The sequence below is a fragment of the Sphingobacterium spiritivorum ATCC 33861 genome (assembly GCF_000143765.1).
Lineage (GTDB): Bacteria > Bacteroidota > Bacteroidia > Sphingobacteriales > Sphingobacteriaceae > Sphingobacterium > Sphingobacterium spiritivorum.
On sequence record NZ_GL379776.1, the window covers coordinates 159,576 to 175,823 of the forward strand.

Sequence of the window (16,248 nt, forward strand, 5' to 3'; positions counted from 1 at the left end):
GGTTATTCTTAGAAATCTCCATAAAAATTGCGGAACGAAGACCGCAATCCTACTGAAATAACACCTGATTTTTGCGTCGGAAGATTTTCGATCTGGCGGTAGCGTTGGGTATACCCCACTTCAAACCTCAGGTTATACTTCGGATTTAACACATAGGCAGCTCTCAGATCTCCATAGTACAGATTATTCTTGACACCTTGTCCGATATAATTTCCGTACATATTCGGGAGCGTCTCATAAGATTGAAAGATATCACCCCCCATATTGATATCCGGATTAGGATCTGTACCGTATCTGTTATAGATCAGCTGACCTGAAAAATCAAATCGTTTCCAAGAATAATTCAGCATTCCGATCAATTCTCTGAAATTAGCTCCCGAGGGATGCGCCAGAGGTTCACCATGGTTACTATAGTTAGATATAGAAGTAAAGTGCTGATAAGTATATGGACGTACGGTATTAAATTCTCCCAGAAAATTAAGGCTTTTTACACCAAACAGGTCAAATCCACGTGCTCCGAGCTGTACTCCCCACTTGTTGTGCGCATAGCCATTTCCTTTGAAAAATTCGCTTGCTGTAAATTCTCCCAGTAAGAACTGACCATATACGGTTGCATTGCGCAGGACCTTATACTTGGCATTCAATCCCAGAAACATTTTATCAGGCGAAGAATAATTATTTGATTCTACAGCACGCAGAAAGATGATTGGGTTAATGTAGTTAAAATCAAATCCTCTTTTACCGGCTTCATTCTGATTAGCCCAGATCACAGCCTGAAAAAAACCTACTGACAACTTATTTGTCGCATTATAATCTAAATACTGAAATGCACCCCACTTGATTCCATCCCCGAATCTTCCTCCCGAATTGAGTGAATCCACTCGCGGATTTTTGGGGTCTGTCATATAAGCCCATATCGAAGTATATTGCACGTTCCCGATTTTACCTCTTAGCTTAAGATGGGAATAGTTGGATGAAAAATCTGAAAGTAATAAAGAACGGTAACCGTCTCCGATAAAGTTTTTGTCGTATGCCAGTGTGACCTGTAAGTAAGGGTTTACATCATAAGTTGCACTTGCAGTTGCATACATCCAGTCTTTGACATTATTAGATTGTAATTTGGTAACTCCCTGTCCAGGAATTAGCATATTTTGCGTCATATAATTATCCAGATACTCCGGAAACCGTGCCTGATTCTCAAAAGCATTGGCATAGAATGTAAACTTGTCTCCTATTGTCAGACCAGCCTGAATACCGCGTGTATTCATCCAGGTGCTGCGTTTGTCTCCCATCAGATCTTTACCAATCTGAAAATCCGGCATAAAATCAAGGTAAAAAGTATGATCTTCTTTTTCTACCTGTACCAGATGTTCATTAAATATCTTACGCATAAAGATATTATCCGAATCGACATGTCCTACATTTTGTAATGAGTCATATTTAGATAATAGCTGATCCTTAAATATAAAGGGTTTGGAAGATGTAAATTCCCGGGTATCGGGAGAATACACGAGTTCGTTGAATTTCTGATAATACTGATAAGAATATGTCTGATTTCTGACCTGTGCTAATGCAGTATGAGATACAAGTAATAAAGGCAATACGGCAAATGTCCAACGCAGCCAGGGTCTGAGTAAAGTGAATTTCATATATATCAAGTTTCAACGGATTTTACAAGCAAAATCCATTCCTAACTGCAAATTAACTAAATATTATTGACTCGATTTCTGTCAATGTCAGTTTTGATAAAGCTAAAACGTATTTGCCGCGTTTAAAAAGAAATATATTTTTATTATATTGCAAATTATTACAGAAACTAATTTATAACTCCACCATAATGAAACGAAGAACTTTCATTCAAAATGCCGCCCTTCTGACGTCCGGAATGATGGCCAGTAAACTTTCATTCGCCGGGATGCAAAATTCATTTCCGGTAGTACGTATCGCAAAAGATAAAAGACATTTTTCCAGTAAAGTCATTGAAGATGTGATTAGCGAATTCCAGAAAGGAGTTTCAAATAAAGAGATGGCATGGATGTTTAACAATTGTTTTCCAAATACATTGGACACAACTGTTTATCCTGAAAAAGATGGAAATAAACCACTTACCTATGTTATCACAGGAGATATCGATGCGATGTGGCTTCGTGACAGCAGTGCGCAGGTATGGCCATACCTGCCTTTTATGAAGCAAGATAAGAATCTTCAGAATCTTATAATGGGATTAGTCCGCAAGCAGAGCAAGTGTATCATCATTGATCCTTATGCAAATGCGTTCTACAACGATCCTGCTAAAAAAGGAGAATGGTTCAGTGACCATACGGATATGAAACCGGGTATCCATGAGCGCAAATGGGAAATAGATTCTCTTTGTTATCCTATCCGTCTGTCATACGCATACTGGAAGGCAACAAATGATGCAACTCCATTTGATGAGGAATGGGTAAAAGCACAACAAAACATTTACAAAACATTTGTAGAGCAGCAACGTAAAGAAAGTGTAGGACCATACAAATTCGAACGTACAACAGCTCGCGGTACAGATACCTTACAAGTAGATGGATTAGGTTATCCTGTAAAACCTGTAGGACTGATCTGTTCCAGTTTCCGTCCATCGGATGATGCGACTATCTTCTCCTTCCTGATTCCTTCTAACCTGTTTGCTGTAGTCAGTTTGAGACAATCCGCCGAAATCTTACGTGCTGTAAACAAAAACGCGGATCTCGCTTCCAAAATGGAGGGTCTTGCCAATGAAGTAGAACAAGCTATTCAGAAATATGGCATTATCGATCACCCGCAGTTTGGCCGTGTGTACGCTTTTGAGGTAGACGGTTTCGGCAGTCATCTTATGATGGATGATGCTAACGTACCAAGTTTATTGGCTTTACCATATCTTGGTGCTGTAGATGTCAATGATGAAGTATACCAACGTACACGTAAATATATCCTTTCTTCAGACAATCCGTTCTTCTTTAAAGGAACAAAAGCTGAAGGTATCGGAGGTCCTCACATTGGTCGTGATATGATCTGGCCAATGTCGATCATCATGCGAGCCTTCACTTCTACGAATGATGAAGAGATCCGCAACTGTATTCAGACGTTGATTCATACCCATGGAGGTACCGGATTTATGCACGAATCCTTCCATAAAGATGATCCTACGAAATTCACCCGTCACTGGTTTGCATGGGCAAATACATTATTTGGAGAATTACTATGGAAAACTTACAAAGAAAAGCCATCTTTGCTTAAGTAAACAGAATATTCTTAAGGTAAAACGCTATTGGGAATATTCTCAATAGCGTTTTTTATGTCCAATACTGTATTTCATAACAGTCCAATAGGTGTATTCGACTCCGGTTACGGAGGGTTGTCTGTATTTAAAGAAATCAAAAAGGAACTTCCTGAATACGACTATATATACCTGGGTGATAATGCCCGTATTCCTTATGGCAACCGTTCTTTTGAAACCGTCTATCAATTTACGAAAGAGTGCGTTTTCAAATTATTTGATCTGGGCTGCGATCTGGTTATTCTGGCCTGCAATACCGCATCTGCAAAAGCCTTACGATCTATACAGCAGCATGACCTTCCTCCCGGAAAGAAGGTACTAGGTGTTATCAGGCCAACTACCGAAATAATCAAGAAATATACAATTACAAATAAGATTGGTATACTGGCTACTACCGGCACGGTAAAATCAGAATCCTACAAAATTGAAATCAACAAATTCTACCCGGAGATTGAGGTTTTTCAGCATGATTGCCCTTTTTGGGTACCCTTGGTAGAAAACAATGAAATAGATACAGAAGGTGCCCGTTATTTTGTAGAAAAAGATATTCACGAGCTTCTTTCGCAATCTTCGGAAATAGACACCATAGTATTGGCATGCACGCACTACCCTTTGTTACTTCCAGTAATCAAGCAATTCGTTCCTCCTCATATTCAGATTATCTCGCAGGGTCCTATTGTAGCACATAGCCTGAAAAATTATCTGGAAAGACATCCTGAAGTAGAGCAAAGTTGTTCGAAAGGTTCTACATTACAATTTTTCACCACAGATGATGCTTCAGGATTTGAAGAGAAAGCTGAAATATTTTTCGGACACCCCGTAAAAGCCAGTACTATAAAAGTCTGACTTTTAAACATAATTTAAGGTGGATCAGCAAGATCCACCTTAAAAAGATACCACAAGAAGTGATGATTTATTTGGGTTAATAATTTGCGCTTTAAAAATGTATCATAAGAAAATCTGATTTGTCCAATCTTCTTTCTGCTTCTACATTATTTACTGTCACACAGGTTGAATATTATCCTGCCATTTTCGTTGCTCACCAATCTTAAGGAAAAGGGAATAATTCAATTTGCTGTGGTAACTGAATTTATTCCCTTTTGAGATTTTATTAACCAATTACAAAAAATGTACATAACCGTCCGGAAAACTAATTGCGGCCGGCCCTTCCCCAAGACTGCACATTAAAGAATAAATGGATGGTTAATAAGTTATCTCCCATTTTAAGATGTTGGTTAAATACGATGTAAAAGTACAACGACGAATCCATTTTATCCCCACCCGAAAGTATAGGATTGAAAATAATATAATTTATAAAATATTGAAAATCAGAATTTTAATAAAATAACACAAATTGTCCCCCTGGGTAGGTACTGTTGACTTCTATTTTATATGGAAAAATTCATAAAATCGGATATCAGGTCAGACCACCTATTTTCTCTTTAAATTTGAGTGCCTGCGTGCGGCTTTTTATATCCAGTTTGATATAGAGATTACTCACATGATACTTGACCGTATTTAAAGAAATAAATAATTTTTCACCAAGCTCCTGATTGGATAAGCCTTCCCATAATCCCATCAGCACATCCATCTCTCGTTCCGTAAGCTGATAGTTTTCCTTTAAGAATACGATGGTATTTTCTTTCAGTACAACTGTTTCTTTAGCGACAGGAAGATTATCCTTCAGCTCATTCAACTGATTGAGGTAGCTATTGATCTCATTCCGGCAGCGTTCATTTTCTTCCTGTAAAGCACGGGCCTTAAAAACAATGGCAAAACTGATACTAATAATTTCAAAAGCACTTACCAGTCTCAATGTATCCATATTGAAAACAGACAGCCAGGATTGATTAAAATTTGTATTCAATACAAATCCGATTCCGACAAGCAGTATTACACCAAACGTAAGAACCAGAAACCGTGCATATACATCTTTACGGAATTGCTTGATTGCTAAAGCTATTGCAAATAATGTCGCAGCAAAACTCGATATATTGACTACGCTTATGAAGCCTTTCCATTCAAAAATGATAAAAAGTATCAATCCGACAAAAGACAAAGTCATAAGCGGAATAACCACTTTCCAATAGTTTCTAAAATTATTCCGAAGATCCAGAAAATAATAGGCAAATAAACAGGCCAAAGAAGAGGAGAACGGAACGGAATAGACTACAAAATGCTCCAATATGAGTTTACCTTCCGAGAGAAAATAAAACATACCGTCTTCATAGAAAAACTCTGCGAATACGATCAGTTGAAACAAACAGTAAGTAATAAATCGTCTGTCTTTGAAAATAAGGTAGAATACGAAATTAAAGATGACAGACATAACTGCGAGTCCGTAATACAAACCAATTCCAAATAACTGGGTAGCCTCATGACGGAAAAAAGCACTCTCTTCTTTGACAACAACATGAATACCCTTGTACATGGTACTGTTACTCTTAATATAATACACAGGCTGGTCTGTCATGAAATGAAATTGATTATATCTGGCAAAAGACTCTGCTTTAGCTGCATGATCGCTATCTGTTAGGAGAACTAATTTTCCGTGTGAATACACATATAAAGAGGCATCTCTGAAATGTGGCGAAGGAATCTGGAGTATGAGCTCTTTATGAAGCTGTTCTCCGGTCAAGACACCTTTGATCCACCAGGATTGACCATCCGCTCCATCTGCATATTGTGTTTTGTCCCGATTGAGGACAGATCCAAACTTTAAAGACTGTATTTCCTGAATGACAGATGGCGGTGCTTCAGTTTCCAGAACAGATGCATTCAATTGAGTATGCACCATTAAAAGAGACAATACCATAGAAATTATAATAATGCAATATGGAAAGCGGCAACTAAAAAGATACATATCTTTCATGTAAGATTAGGTAGATTATTAACATTTAGGGTTAAAGGCTTAAATTTAGTATTTTTTTAAACAATTTAGCCCTATCTTTTATGCTTCTGTCAAAGATTCAGGTTTTCTTTTAACAACAATAAAAGCAGATCTTAGGTCTGCTTTTATTGTTGTTTTGACAATATATTTTGGTATATCAAGACAGGTACTATTTCTTGTAAAATAAAGCTCTGTTATATTCGTAATTCATTCGTGCAATATTGATCACCGATATACCCTGCGGACATTCGACCTCACATGCTTCCGTATTGGAACAATGACCAAAAAACTCCTGATCCATCTGCTGAACCATATTAATAACCCTTTCGTTTCGTTCTTCCCTTCCCTGCGGCAGTAAGGCCATATGCGCAATTTTGGCAGAAGTAAATAAAGCTGCGCTTCCATTTTTACATGTAGCGACACAAGCTCCGCAACCTATGCAGGCGGCAGCATCGAAAGCAGCCTCTGTAGACTGATGTGTTACTGGAATAGCATGCGCATCAGGAGCCTGACCTGTATTGACAGATACAAACCCGCCTGAAGAGATGATACGGTCAAATGCCGATCGGTCTACTTTCAGATCCTTTTTAACAGGAAAAGCATGCGACCGGAAAGGCTCTATAAAAACAGTCTCCCCGTCTTTGAATGTTCTTAAATGCAGTTGGCATGTAGTGGTATTTTCCAGCGGACCATGTGCGATACCATTGATCATCATACCACATTGTCCGCAGATTCCTTCCCTGCAATCGTGGTCAAACTCCACTGGTTGATCATTTTCTACAATTAATTTTTCATTTAAGGTATCCAGCATTTCCAGAAAAGACATATGAGGATTAAGATTTTCCAATTCATAATCGACCAGTTTCCCTTTGGAATTACGATCTTCCTGACGCCATATTTTCAAATGTAATTTCATGTTTCGATTATTAATAGGTTATTTATAGCTCCTCACTGTAGGCTGTAAGACTTCAAATTTCAATGGTTCTTTATTCAGGATCGGAGCAGCATCTTCTCCATTCCAGCCCCAGGCCGATATATACTGATACTCTTCATCATTACGTTGGGCTTCTCCTTCAGGAGTCTGATATTCTTCTCTGAAATGCGCTCCGCAGGATTCATTCCTTGTCAAGGCATCATAGCACATAAGCTCTCCTATCTCCAGATAATCAGCTACTCTTCCGGCTTTTTCCAATTCGGTATTCATCATAGTCAGACTTCCGGGCACATGTACCCGTTCATAAAATTCTTTGCGTAATTTCCGGATTTCGGCTATTGCAAAATTCAGTCCCGATTCGTTCCTTGCCAGACCACAATAGTCGTACAAAATTTTACCTAAGGTTTTGTGGTAATAATCCACGGTTCTATCTCCTTTGCTACCAATCAGACGGTTTAAAAGAGCTTGCACCCGTTCTTCAGCCTCTGAAAATTCCGGTAAGTCAGTTGATATTTTACCTGTATGTATATCGCCCGAAAGATAATTTGCTATGGTATAAGGTGCAATAAAATAGCCATCAACAGAGGCTTGCAGTAATGAATTTGCCCCCAGACGATTGGCACCATGGTCTGCGAAATTTGCTTCTCCCAACGCAAACAAACCGGGAATAGTGGTCATCAATTCATAATCCACCCACAGTCCCCCCATAGAAAAGTGTGCCGAAGGGGATATCATCATAGGTTCTTTATATGCATCATATCCGGTGATTTTACGGTACATATCAAATAGATTTCCATATTTCTCTTTGATCTTTTCCACCCCCTGCTCTTGGATTGCTTTTGCAAAATCCAGATACACGGCATTCTTGAGCGGACCTATACCGTATCCGGCATCAATACGTTCTTTGGCTGCACGTGAAGAAATATCACGAGGTGCCAGGTTGCCGAATGCAGGATAGCGTCTTTCCAGATAATAATCTCTTTCCTCTTCCGGAATATCATTGGCAGCACGTCGTTCTTCCGTATCAGTAGGTACCCAGATACGGCCGTCATTGCGGAGAGACTCCGACATAAGTGTCAGTTTGGACTGGTAATCTCCGGATTGAGGTAACGATGTAGGATGGATCTGTGTCCAGCTCGGACTGGCCATCAATGCACCTCTTTTGTGTGCACGCCATATCGCTGAACCGTTGCAGCCCATCGCGAGAGTTGACAGATAATAAATTTTACCATATCCGCCAGTAGCCAGAATAACAGCATGAGCTGCATGGCGTTCTAAAACACCGGTATCCAGATTCCGTACAATGACTCCCCTGGCCTTTCCATCTGCCACAACCAGATCTAACATTTCATGTCTGGAAAACAATTGTACTGTCTTTTTGCCCACTTGTCGCATCAGCGCCTGATAAGCACCTAACAGCAACTGCTGACCGGTCTGTCCTCTTGCATAAAAGGTACGGCTTACCTGTACCCCACCAAATGACCGGTTATTAAGATAACCGCCATATTCTCTTCCGAATGGTACACCCTGAGCTACTGCCTGATCGATCAGATGGAGTGAACATTCGGCCATACGGTATACATTAGCCTCCCGGGCTCTGAAATCTCCACCTTTGAGTGTATCCACAAACATCCGGTATACACTGTCTCCGTCATTTTTATAATTTTTGGCGGCATTGACGCCTCCTTGTGCAGCAACGGAATGAGCTCTTCTCGGACTATCCTGAAAACAGAATGATTTGACATTATATCCCATCTCGCCCAGTGAGGCGGCTATAGAACTTCCGGCAAGTCCGGTACCGATCACAATGACATCCAGTTTCTTCCGGTTGGCCGGATTCACCAGTTTGGCTGTCTTTTTATAATTTTCCCATTTGTCCTCTAAGGGACCCTGAGGTATTTTAGCATCTAAATTCATCCCTAATAAGTGTTAAAGATTAATCTATTGTGAAATAAACATATACGGGCATCAGTGCAAATCCTGCACATATAATCACAGAATAAGCAATACCGGCAATTTTTAACCATTTGATATACTTCGGATGGAATAATCCGAGCGTACGTATAGAACTATATACACCATGAATCAGATGATAGCATAGCGCAATCATAGCTAAAACATATATCAATACGTACCACCATTCCTTGAAAGTCGTCACCACCAGAAGATAGAGATCTTTGTGTCCGTTGCCATCAAGCGGAAGTGTTCCGAATTTGTACACATACCAAAAATTCTGGAAGTGAATCACTAAGAAAATCAAGATAATGGTTCCCAGAATGCCCATATTGCGGCTATACCATTTACTCGCTCTTCCCCGTTTATCCTGACGGTATGATCCTCCGGATTTGCGATTACGAATAGTGATAACCAGTGCATCCAGCATGTGCAGCAGTATACTCGCATACAACACATAAGACACAATTTTGATCAAAGCATTGCCAGACAGGAAATGAGAATACCAGTTAAACTGCTCCCTTGCCTGCTCCGCAGGCAGAAACAACTGCAGGTTGCCAAGAAAGTGAATGATCAGAAAAAAGCACAGAAACAATCCGGTAAGGCACATGACTATTTTTTTGGACAATGTAGACAGCATATCTTTTTATTTTTAATAATAACCTATTACTTTCATCCATAATCCGCCTACGGCCATATATATGATCAGGAGTACAATCCCGATCTCCAAACCTCTCAGCCACCAGGCTTTGAGTTCGACATATCCGCTTCCGAAAAATACCGGAGCAGGACCATGTCCGTAATGCGTCAGTACACCATATATAGATCCCATAAACCCCAGCATCATGGCCAGAAGCATCGGAGGAATACCCAATGATACCCCAACTCCCAATAGTGCCGCATACATAGCAGCCACATGTGCTGTTGCGCTGGCAAAAATATAATGACTGAAAAAATAAACCAATATGATCACCGGGAACGCAACCAGCCAATTGAGGCCACCTATCTGTACTTTAATCAGATCACTGAACCAACCTATAAAACCCAGCTCATTTAAAGAGCTTGCCATCATGACCAATACCGCAAACCATACTATGGTATCCCAGGCTCCCTTTTCGGATTTGACATCTTCCCAGGTCAGTACAGAGGTCAATAGTAGCAGGGTCAGACCGATAAAGGCTGTTGTTGTAGCATCAATAGACAGTGAACCTCCAAAAATCCAAAGAAACAAAAGGATAAAGAACGCCAATAGCATCAGCCATTCATTTTTCTTAACAGGCCCCATCTCCTTCAGTTTCTCAGATGCCATTTTGGGTGCATCTCCGGTTTTTTTAAGTTCCGGCGGAAATAATTTGTACAGAACCAAAGGAACAATAAAAAAAGCAACTGCTCCCGGCACAAATCCGGCAATAGCCCAGGACATCCACGTGATATCGATACCCAGGTTTGCAGCAAATTTCTGACACATCGGATTGCTCGCTGTTCCCGTCAGAAACATAGAGGAAGCGATGAGATTCATGTAATAGCTGTTCAGCGTGAGAAAAGCCCCAAGCTTGCGGTGAGTTTTCGGATCGTCAGGCATTGAACCAAAACTAATCGCCATAGATTTCATAATCGGATAGATGATTCCTCCTCCTCTGGCAGTATTACTGGGGATCGCAGGAGCAAGACAGACATCTGCCAGTCCTAACCCATAGGCCAGTCCCAAAGAACTCTTTCCGAATACTTTGATAAACAGAAAGGCAATACGATTACCAAGACCTGTCTTAATAAAACCCCGGGCAATAAAAAATGAAATTCCGATCAACCAGATTACTTTGTCTCCAAAGCCGCTGAGTGATTTAACAATAGATGCACTCGCATTACCGGGTGCAAGTACTTGCGTCAATGCCGTAAAACCAATGGCCATCATACACATGGTACCCATCGGAGCTGCTTTGAGAATAATTCCCAGAATAGTGGCAGCGAAAATGGCAAACAAATGCCATGCTTCCGGTGTGACACCTTTGGGTATAGGTATAAACCAGATAATGATCGCCACAATAAATGTAATACATACATTCTTAATGTTAATCTCCTTCATATGATCTCGTATAGTTTAGTTTTTTTAAAGTCTGCTTTGTACCTGTAGAATAAACAGGTTTCCGTTGTATGTAGTGGTATTTTCGATCTGATGCTTATAGCGGTCTATCTGCATACCAACCTGAATCCTTGCTCCGTAATTTTTAAGAAATTCCAGACCGAACATAGGCGTAATGGTTTCTCTCGGATTTTTATCCTTTTTGAAGTTGACGTCCAGATATTCATAACGACAGGAAACTTCTATTGCACTCAGATTCTTATGCTTGATCTCATACCGCAGATTTGGCAGAAAATATATACCCCGCATCTGATAATCATTGATATCAGGAGAACGGACATCCTCACCTAATGCAAAGTACAGATTGTGATTGACAGCCTGTTTGGCCTCTACCTGCATATCGAGGAACCAGCGCGGAGAAAGGGCTATGTTACTGGTTATATCGGCCCCGAGGGCATATACAGTCTTATGGAAAGCATCACCTACTCCACCGTTTACACCCAGATTAACCCCATATTTGCGGGACAAGCCGAATACCATTCTGGACAGGTATTGCTTCCCGTTGTTATTATCAGAAATCTGATTTTTACCATTACCGTTGACAACGGACAACGCATACTGGAAAGGCATCGTTCCGAAATGTAACGTCCCGCCTACCGAAGCCCCCAGCTGAAAACTTGTCCAGCCATTTTTACCAAATTCAAAATACTGATTGGACCAGTCTAAGGATTTGATAATATCTACAGGATAAGTTTCTTCTATTCCGAACCAGGGTCTGAATTGCCCTACCGTCAACGCTATTTTGGGACTAAATGTATATTTGAGATAGGCGTTTTCCAATACTTTAGTCTTTGGATCAGATTTAAAATCAGCCAGATTTACCAAAGCGACTACTTCAGTGCGCTTACTGATCTTAGCCTGTACCTGAGCACGCATATATTTCAATGCAAATGTGTTGTCTGTGCCTGAATGATCTGCATGATGTAAACCTCCTACATCCACATCTTTATTCAGACTCGTGGTGAACCTTGCCTGAAATAATCCTTTAAACTGAAATTTGGGGTAATTTTCAAAATCCTTTCCCCATGTACTGTCAGGTACCTGAGCATATACCTTATTCACAGGAAATACATGAATTATTAAAATCAAGAAGAAAGGACATAAGGCATGTATTTTCATATGAAAAAATAAATGTTTCTTCATGGTTCGGTAGTTATGTTAATTGGTATTTGGTATATAAATTACAAATACAAAATGGAATTGTTTCAATTTATTTACAATTCACAAACAATCTTAATAAGAAAATATTAAAATAAGGCTATAAGTAAAGAGGGGGAATTACAGATTTTATACAAACGGAGAAGTCCGGTGTACAGCATAGCCCTAAAAGGTAATTTGAAAAAAATACTTCTTAATTGGGTATTAAATTAATGGTTATCAGTCTCTGAAGTTGGTTTTTCTCTATCAAGCAATACTTTTCCCCAGTCATTCAGCAACCATAATGCTTCTACTAATTTTTCTCCTATGGGTGTAAGAGAATATTCTACACGGGGAGGTAACTCAGCAAACTGTTCCTTTGTCAGTATTCCGGCTTGCTCCATTTCTTTCAATTGTTGGTTCAAAACCCGTCGGTCAACTTTTCCGATACCACGCAAAAACTCACTTGGTCTTTTTTTGCCCTCATTGATCTGCCATACAATAGGAATTTTCCATTTACCGCTGATGGCATTAACAGCAAATTCTAAGGGACAAATTTTCTCTATAATCGTTGATTCCTTTGTTTTCATAAAAAAGTGACTTTTTTAACCCATAGGGGTAAAATTATGCGGTATTGTCGGAGCCGGAATACTTTTAAATATTTGCAAAAACAATAACGTACAACATGAGTAATATGACCGAACAAACAGCTGCGCTCCGCGCGCAAATAAATGCTCAACTCCCTGCTTCCACAGTGCAGGCCTTTGAAGCATCCGTACAGGATCTGAAACAGCGGAATATCGAAGCCGGAGTAATCCGTACCGGTGAAAAATTACCGGATTTTGAATTACCAAATGTAGCCAATAATATCATAAGTTCTAAACAGCTCCTTTCGCAGGGCAAATTAATTATAGCATTTTTCAGAGGTATATGGTGTCCATACTGCAATCTGCAGATCAGGGCACTGAATAATCAGCTTAATCAGGTAACAAATAAAAATGCCACTTTAGTAGCTATTTCTCCGCAATCCTTATCCCACAACAGTAATACAGCTACACAACATAATCTTGATTTTGATGTACTGACAGATAAGGATAATAACTATGCCCGCAAACTAGGGATTACCTTCGAATTACAGGATTTTGTAAAACCTTATTACGAGGAGCTGGGAATTGATTTGGCAGCGTTTAATGCAAACAACACGTACGAACTTCCTATTCCTGCAATATTTGTCGTGGACACCGATCACACGATTATATATACATTTGCAGATACAGATTACACCAACAGGATAGATCCGGATTTGCTGATAGCACAATTATGAAAGACGAAAAAAGAAAAGGAGCCAGATCTGCAAAAGATATTCCTGCAGAAGTATTGGAACAACTCAACAGCGGATTGATCGAATCCGCTAATCTGACGGAATGGCTCACCATTGATCAGAACATATTATTGAAGCGTGTATTATCCCAAATGGGCAGGGAACATTATATAGCACCTGTATCCGCAGCAATAGATAAGCTCCCCAAAAAAACAGTGAATACCGTTAATGAAGCCATCGGAAATACAATACTTACTTTATCAGTCTCTTATTCGGATCTGCACATAAAGCAGGCTTTAAAAACTCATCCCTCAGATATGGTCAGGTGCTGGGCCACATATCTGACGGGAAATAATGAAAACTTGTCCATTACAGAGAAACTGGATCAGATTCAGTTTTTCGCAGCAGACCGCCACTTCGGAGTACGGGAAATCGCATGGATGGCTGTTCGAAACAGTATTATACAGAATCTGGAACATAGTATATCTATATTAACCCTATGGGCAGCCCATGAGAATGAAAACATAAGAAGATTTGCGTCTGAATCTATACGACCGAGAGGTGTATGGTGTGCACATATCGAGATACTGAAAAAACAACCTGAATTGGCATTGCCTGTACTTGAGCAATTAAAATCAGATTCTTCCAAATATGTGAGAGACAGTGTTGGCAATTGGTTAAATGATGCAAGTAAAACTAATCCGGCATTTGTACTGGATATTTGTTCCCGATGGAAGATGGAGAGTCCAACCAAAGAAACGCTTTATATCTTAAAAAAAGCCATGCGAACATTAGATAAACAAGCCTGATGTGTTACTGTTTTTGTGTATATTGAATGTCTCAAACATCTGATTTCTTATTGAAAACCAAATGGCGATTCCAACAAATAAAGAACAATTGCTGATAGCAATTAAAAGCAATTACGACAAACTCATGAAAGAGTTAGCGGACATCCCTTTAGCAGATACTTCTATCCCCGAACTGGAAGGGCATGCTAAAGACACCTATATGAGTGTGCACAATCTTGTCTCCTACCTTATCGGATGGGGAGAGCTGGTTCTTAAATGGAATAGAAAAAAAGATCTGCAGGAGACAGTAGATTTTCCGGAAACCGAATATAAATGGAATCAGCTGGGTATACTTGCACAGAAATTTTACAGCGATTACGAAACTATTCCTTATCCTGAATTATTAAAACGTCTGGATACTACTGTAGGAGATATTTTACAACTCATCGGGCGTAAAACAAATCGTGAATTATATGAAGAGTCCTGGTATGAAAAGTGGACTCTGGGGCGTATGATCCAATTCAATACGGCCTCCCCATATACCAATGCAAGAGCCAGAATACGAAATTGGAAAAAATTAAAAGGGGCAGCAGCGGAATAAGATATGTTGCTGTCCATTCAAAATAAAGATTATTCCGGAATCTGGTACTGCATACTTACAGCTATACGATTCCATCCGTTGATCGTCACGATTGCCATCAGTACCTGTGCAACATACTGCTCACCTAGTAATTCTACGGCTTTGAGATAAGTGGCTTCAGAAAGTCCGTGCTCATGTATCAAGGTCACTTCCTCTGTCATACTTAGGATGACACGCTCTTCCTCGGTAAACAAAGTGGTTTCTTTCCAGGCATTCAGCAAAAATATGCGTTGGTTTGTTTCTCCCTTTTTTAAGGCATCTTTCGTATGCATATCAAGACAAAATGCACACCCGTTGATCTGTGAAGCTCTGATTTTGATTAGTTCCAGATGCGTTTTAGACACATCCGAAGCCTGAATATATTGTTCCAGAGCGGACATTGCTTTATATCCCTGAGGCTCTGACTTCGCTATATTAATTCTCTCACTCATAACATGTTAATTAAATAATGATATATTTTTCAATGATTATGAGACAAAGTTAAGCGTTAGATTACACAAAAAACTTAAACCAGTTTAAGTTCGTTTTTTTCGCCTGATCTCACTTAGGTATTCAGGTGTAAAGCCAAGATAAGATGCTATAAGGTATTGCGGAATACGCTGTACAAACTGAGGATTGACCAGCTGAAAATGATTGTAAAGTTCCTCCCGGGAAAAATCGTATATATATTTTATACGACGTTGGGCTGCAGCGTACGCTCGCTGATATATATACCGGAAATAACGCTCCATCTCCGGATAACGGGACAGTAATTTTTCCTGAGATTCGGCATGTAGGGTCAAAAGACGGGTATCTTCTACTGCCTGAATATAAAATTCGGTCTGCAACTGATGTTCATATGCCATATTATCTGTAATCCACCAGTTCTCAATAGCAAACTGAGTCGTATGTTCAACACCCTTTTCATTGATAAAAAACATTCTCATACAACCGTTCAGCACAAAATAGTTGAACTTACAGACCTGACCTTCCACAAGTACATTTTCTTTTTTCTTTACTGTTTTCAGTTCAAAAAAAGAAAGCACATCGTTGAATTTTTCTTCGTCAATTACAATGAATTTCTGCAGATGTTGTTTAAATAATTCTGACATATAGATTCTGTTGAGCGTACATAACAGGCACGCTGCATCATCAAATATAGCCATCTCCGGCT

Annotated in this window: 15 protein-coding genes; 5 read left to right on the top strand and 10 right to left on the bottom strand. The window is 39.7% G+C overall.

Annotation, left to right across the window (positions count from 1 at the left end):
* Window positions 1-8 precede the first annotated feature (8 nt).
* Window positions 9-1,649 (bottom strand): hypothetical protein, encoded by a 1,641-nt coding sequence (locus tag HMPREF0766_RS19680; protein WP_003001362.1) that lies wholly within the window; start codon window positions 1,647-1,649, stop codon window positions 9-11.
* Window positions 1,650-1,837: 188 nt separating this feature from the next.
* Here HMPREF0766_RS19680 and HMPREF0766_RS19685 point away from each other — a divergent pair, with 188 nt between their 5' ends.
* Window positions 1,838-3,256 carry a glycoside hydrolase family 125 protein gene (locus HMPREF0766_RS19685; protein WP_003001363.1) on the top strand — a complete coding sequence of 473 codons (1,419 nt, stop codon included), beginning with the start codon at window positions 1,838-1,840 and terminating at the stop codon, window positions 3,254-3,256.
* 54 nt (window positions 3,257-3,310) lie between these two features.
* Window positions 3,311-4,138 (top strand): glutamate racemase, encoded by an 828-nt coding sequence (gene murI, locus HMPREF0766_RS19690; RefSeq protein ID WP_003001364.1) that lies wholly within the window; start codon window positions 3,311-3,313, stop codon window positions 4,136-4,138.
* Between the two features lie 571 nt (window positions 4,139-4,709).
* On the opposite strand, the gene HMPREF0766_RS19695 is transcribed toward murI, so the two are convergent.
* From HMPREF0766_RS19695 to HMPREF0766_RS19725, 7 genes are all read right to left on the bottom strand, one after another.
* A complete protein-coding gene (locus tag HMPREF0766_RS19695; protein WP_037460950.1) occupies window positions 4,710-6,107 on the bottom strand; it encodes a LuxR C-terminal-related transcriptional regulator in 1,398 nt (465 codons plus the stop codon).
* Between the two features lie 244 nt (window positions 6,108-6,351).
* Window positions 6,352-7,098: a succinate dehydrogenase/fumarate reductase iron-sulfur subunit gene (locus HMPREF0766_RS19700; protein ID WP_003001366.1), complete on the bottom strand. Its 747-nt coding sequence runs from the start codon at window positions 7,096-7,098 to the stop codon at window positions 6,352-6,354.
* A gap of 18 nt (window positions 7,099-7,116) precedes the next feature.
* A complete protein-coding gene (locus HMPREF0766_RS19705; protein ID WP_003001367.1) occupies window positions 7,117-9,033 on the bottom strand; it encodes a fumarate reductase/succinate dehydrogenase flavoprotein subunit in 1,917 nt (638 codons plus the stop codon).
* Window positions 9,034-9,052: 19 nt separating this feature from the next.
* Window positions 9,053-9,709 carry a succinate dehydrogenase cytochrome b subunit gene (locus HMPREF0766_RS19710; RefSeq protein WP_003001368.1) on the bottom strand — a complete coding sequence of 219 codons (657 nt, stop codon included), beginning with the start codon at window positions 9,707-9,709 and terminating at the stop codon, window positions 9,053-9,055.
* A gap of 12 nt (window positions 9,710-9,721) precedes the next feature.
* Window positions 9,722-11,152 carry an anion permease gene (locus HMPREF0766_RS19715; RefSeq protein ID WP_003001370.1) on the bottom strand — a complete coding sequence of 477 codons (1,431 nt, stop codon included), beginning with the start codon at window positions 11,150-11,152 and terminating at the stop codon, window positions 9,722-9,724.
* A 24-nt stretch (window positions 11,153-11,176) separates the two neighbouring features.
* On the bottom strand, window positions 11,177-12,271 hold the full coding sequence (locus HMPREF0766_RS19720; protein ID WP_236590461.1) for a porin: 1,095 nt from the start codon (window positions 12,269-12,271) through the stop codon (window positions 11,177-11,179).
* A 305-nt stretch (window positions 12,272-12,576) separates the two neighbouring features.
* Window positions 12,577-12,936: a winged helix-turn-helix transcriptional regulator gene (locus HMPREF0766_RS19725; protein WP_003001373.1), complete on the bottom strand. Its 360-nt coding sequence runs from the start codon at window positions 12,934-12,936 to the stop codon at window positions 12,577-12,579.
* 104 nt (window positions 12,937-13,040) lie between these two features.
* On the opposite strand from HMPREF0766_RS19725, the gene HMPREF0766_RS19730 reads away from it, so the two are divergent.
* From HMPREF0766_RS19730 to HMPREF0766_RS19740, 3 genes are all read left to right on the top strand, one after another.
* Window positions 13,041-13,670 carry a peroxiredoxin-like family protein gene (locus HMPREF0766_RS19730; RefSeq protein WP_236590460.1) on the top strand — a complete coding sequence of 210 codons (630 nt, stop codon included), beginning with the start codon at window positions 13,041-13,043 and terminating at the stop codon, window positions 13,668-13,670.
* Window positions 13,667-14,476, top strand: a complete 810-nt coding sequence (locus HMPREF0766_RS19735; protein WP_003001377.1) for a DNA alkylation repair protein — start codon at window positions 13,667-13,669, stop codon at window positions 14,474-14,476. The genes HMPREF0766_RS19730 and HMPREF0766_RS19735 overlap by 4 nt, the downstream gene beginning before the upstream one ends.
* A gap of 61 nt (window positions 14,477-14,537) precedes the next feature.
* Window positions 14,538-15,056 (top strand): ClbS/DfsB family four-helix bundle protein, encoded by a 519-nt coding sequence (locus HMPREF0766_RS19740; protein ID WP_003001379.1) that lies wholly within the window; start codon window positions 14,538-14,540, stop codon window positions 15,054-15,056.
* A gap of 29 nt (window positions 15,057-15,085) precedes the next feature.
* On the opposite strand, the gene HMPREF0766_RS19745 is transcribed toward HMPREF0766_RS19740, so the two are convergent.
* Both HMPREF0766_RS19745 and HMPREF0766_RS19750 read right to left on the bottom strand, forming a co-directional pair.
* Window positions 15,086-15,526, bottom strand: a complete 441-nt coding sequence (locus HMPREF0766_RS19745; protein WP_003001381.1) for a carboxymuconolactone decarboxylase family protein — start codon at window positions 15,524-15,526, stop codon at window positions 15,086-15,088.
* A gap of 84 nt (window positions 15,527-15,610) precedes the next feature.
* The gene (locus HMPREF0766_RS19750; RefSeq protein WP_037460997.1) at window positions 15,611-16,186 is read right to left on the bottom strand and encodes a Crp/Fnr family transcriptional regulator; all 576 of its coding nucleotides are present in this window, start codon (window positions 16,184-16,186) and stop codon (window positions 15,611-15,613) included.
* Window positions 16,187-16,248 lie beyond the last annotated feature (62 nt).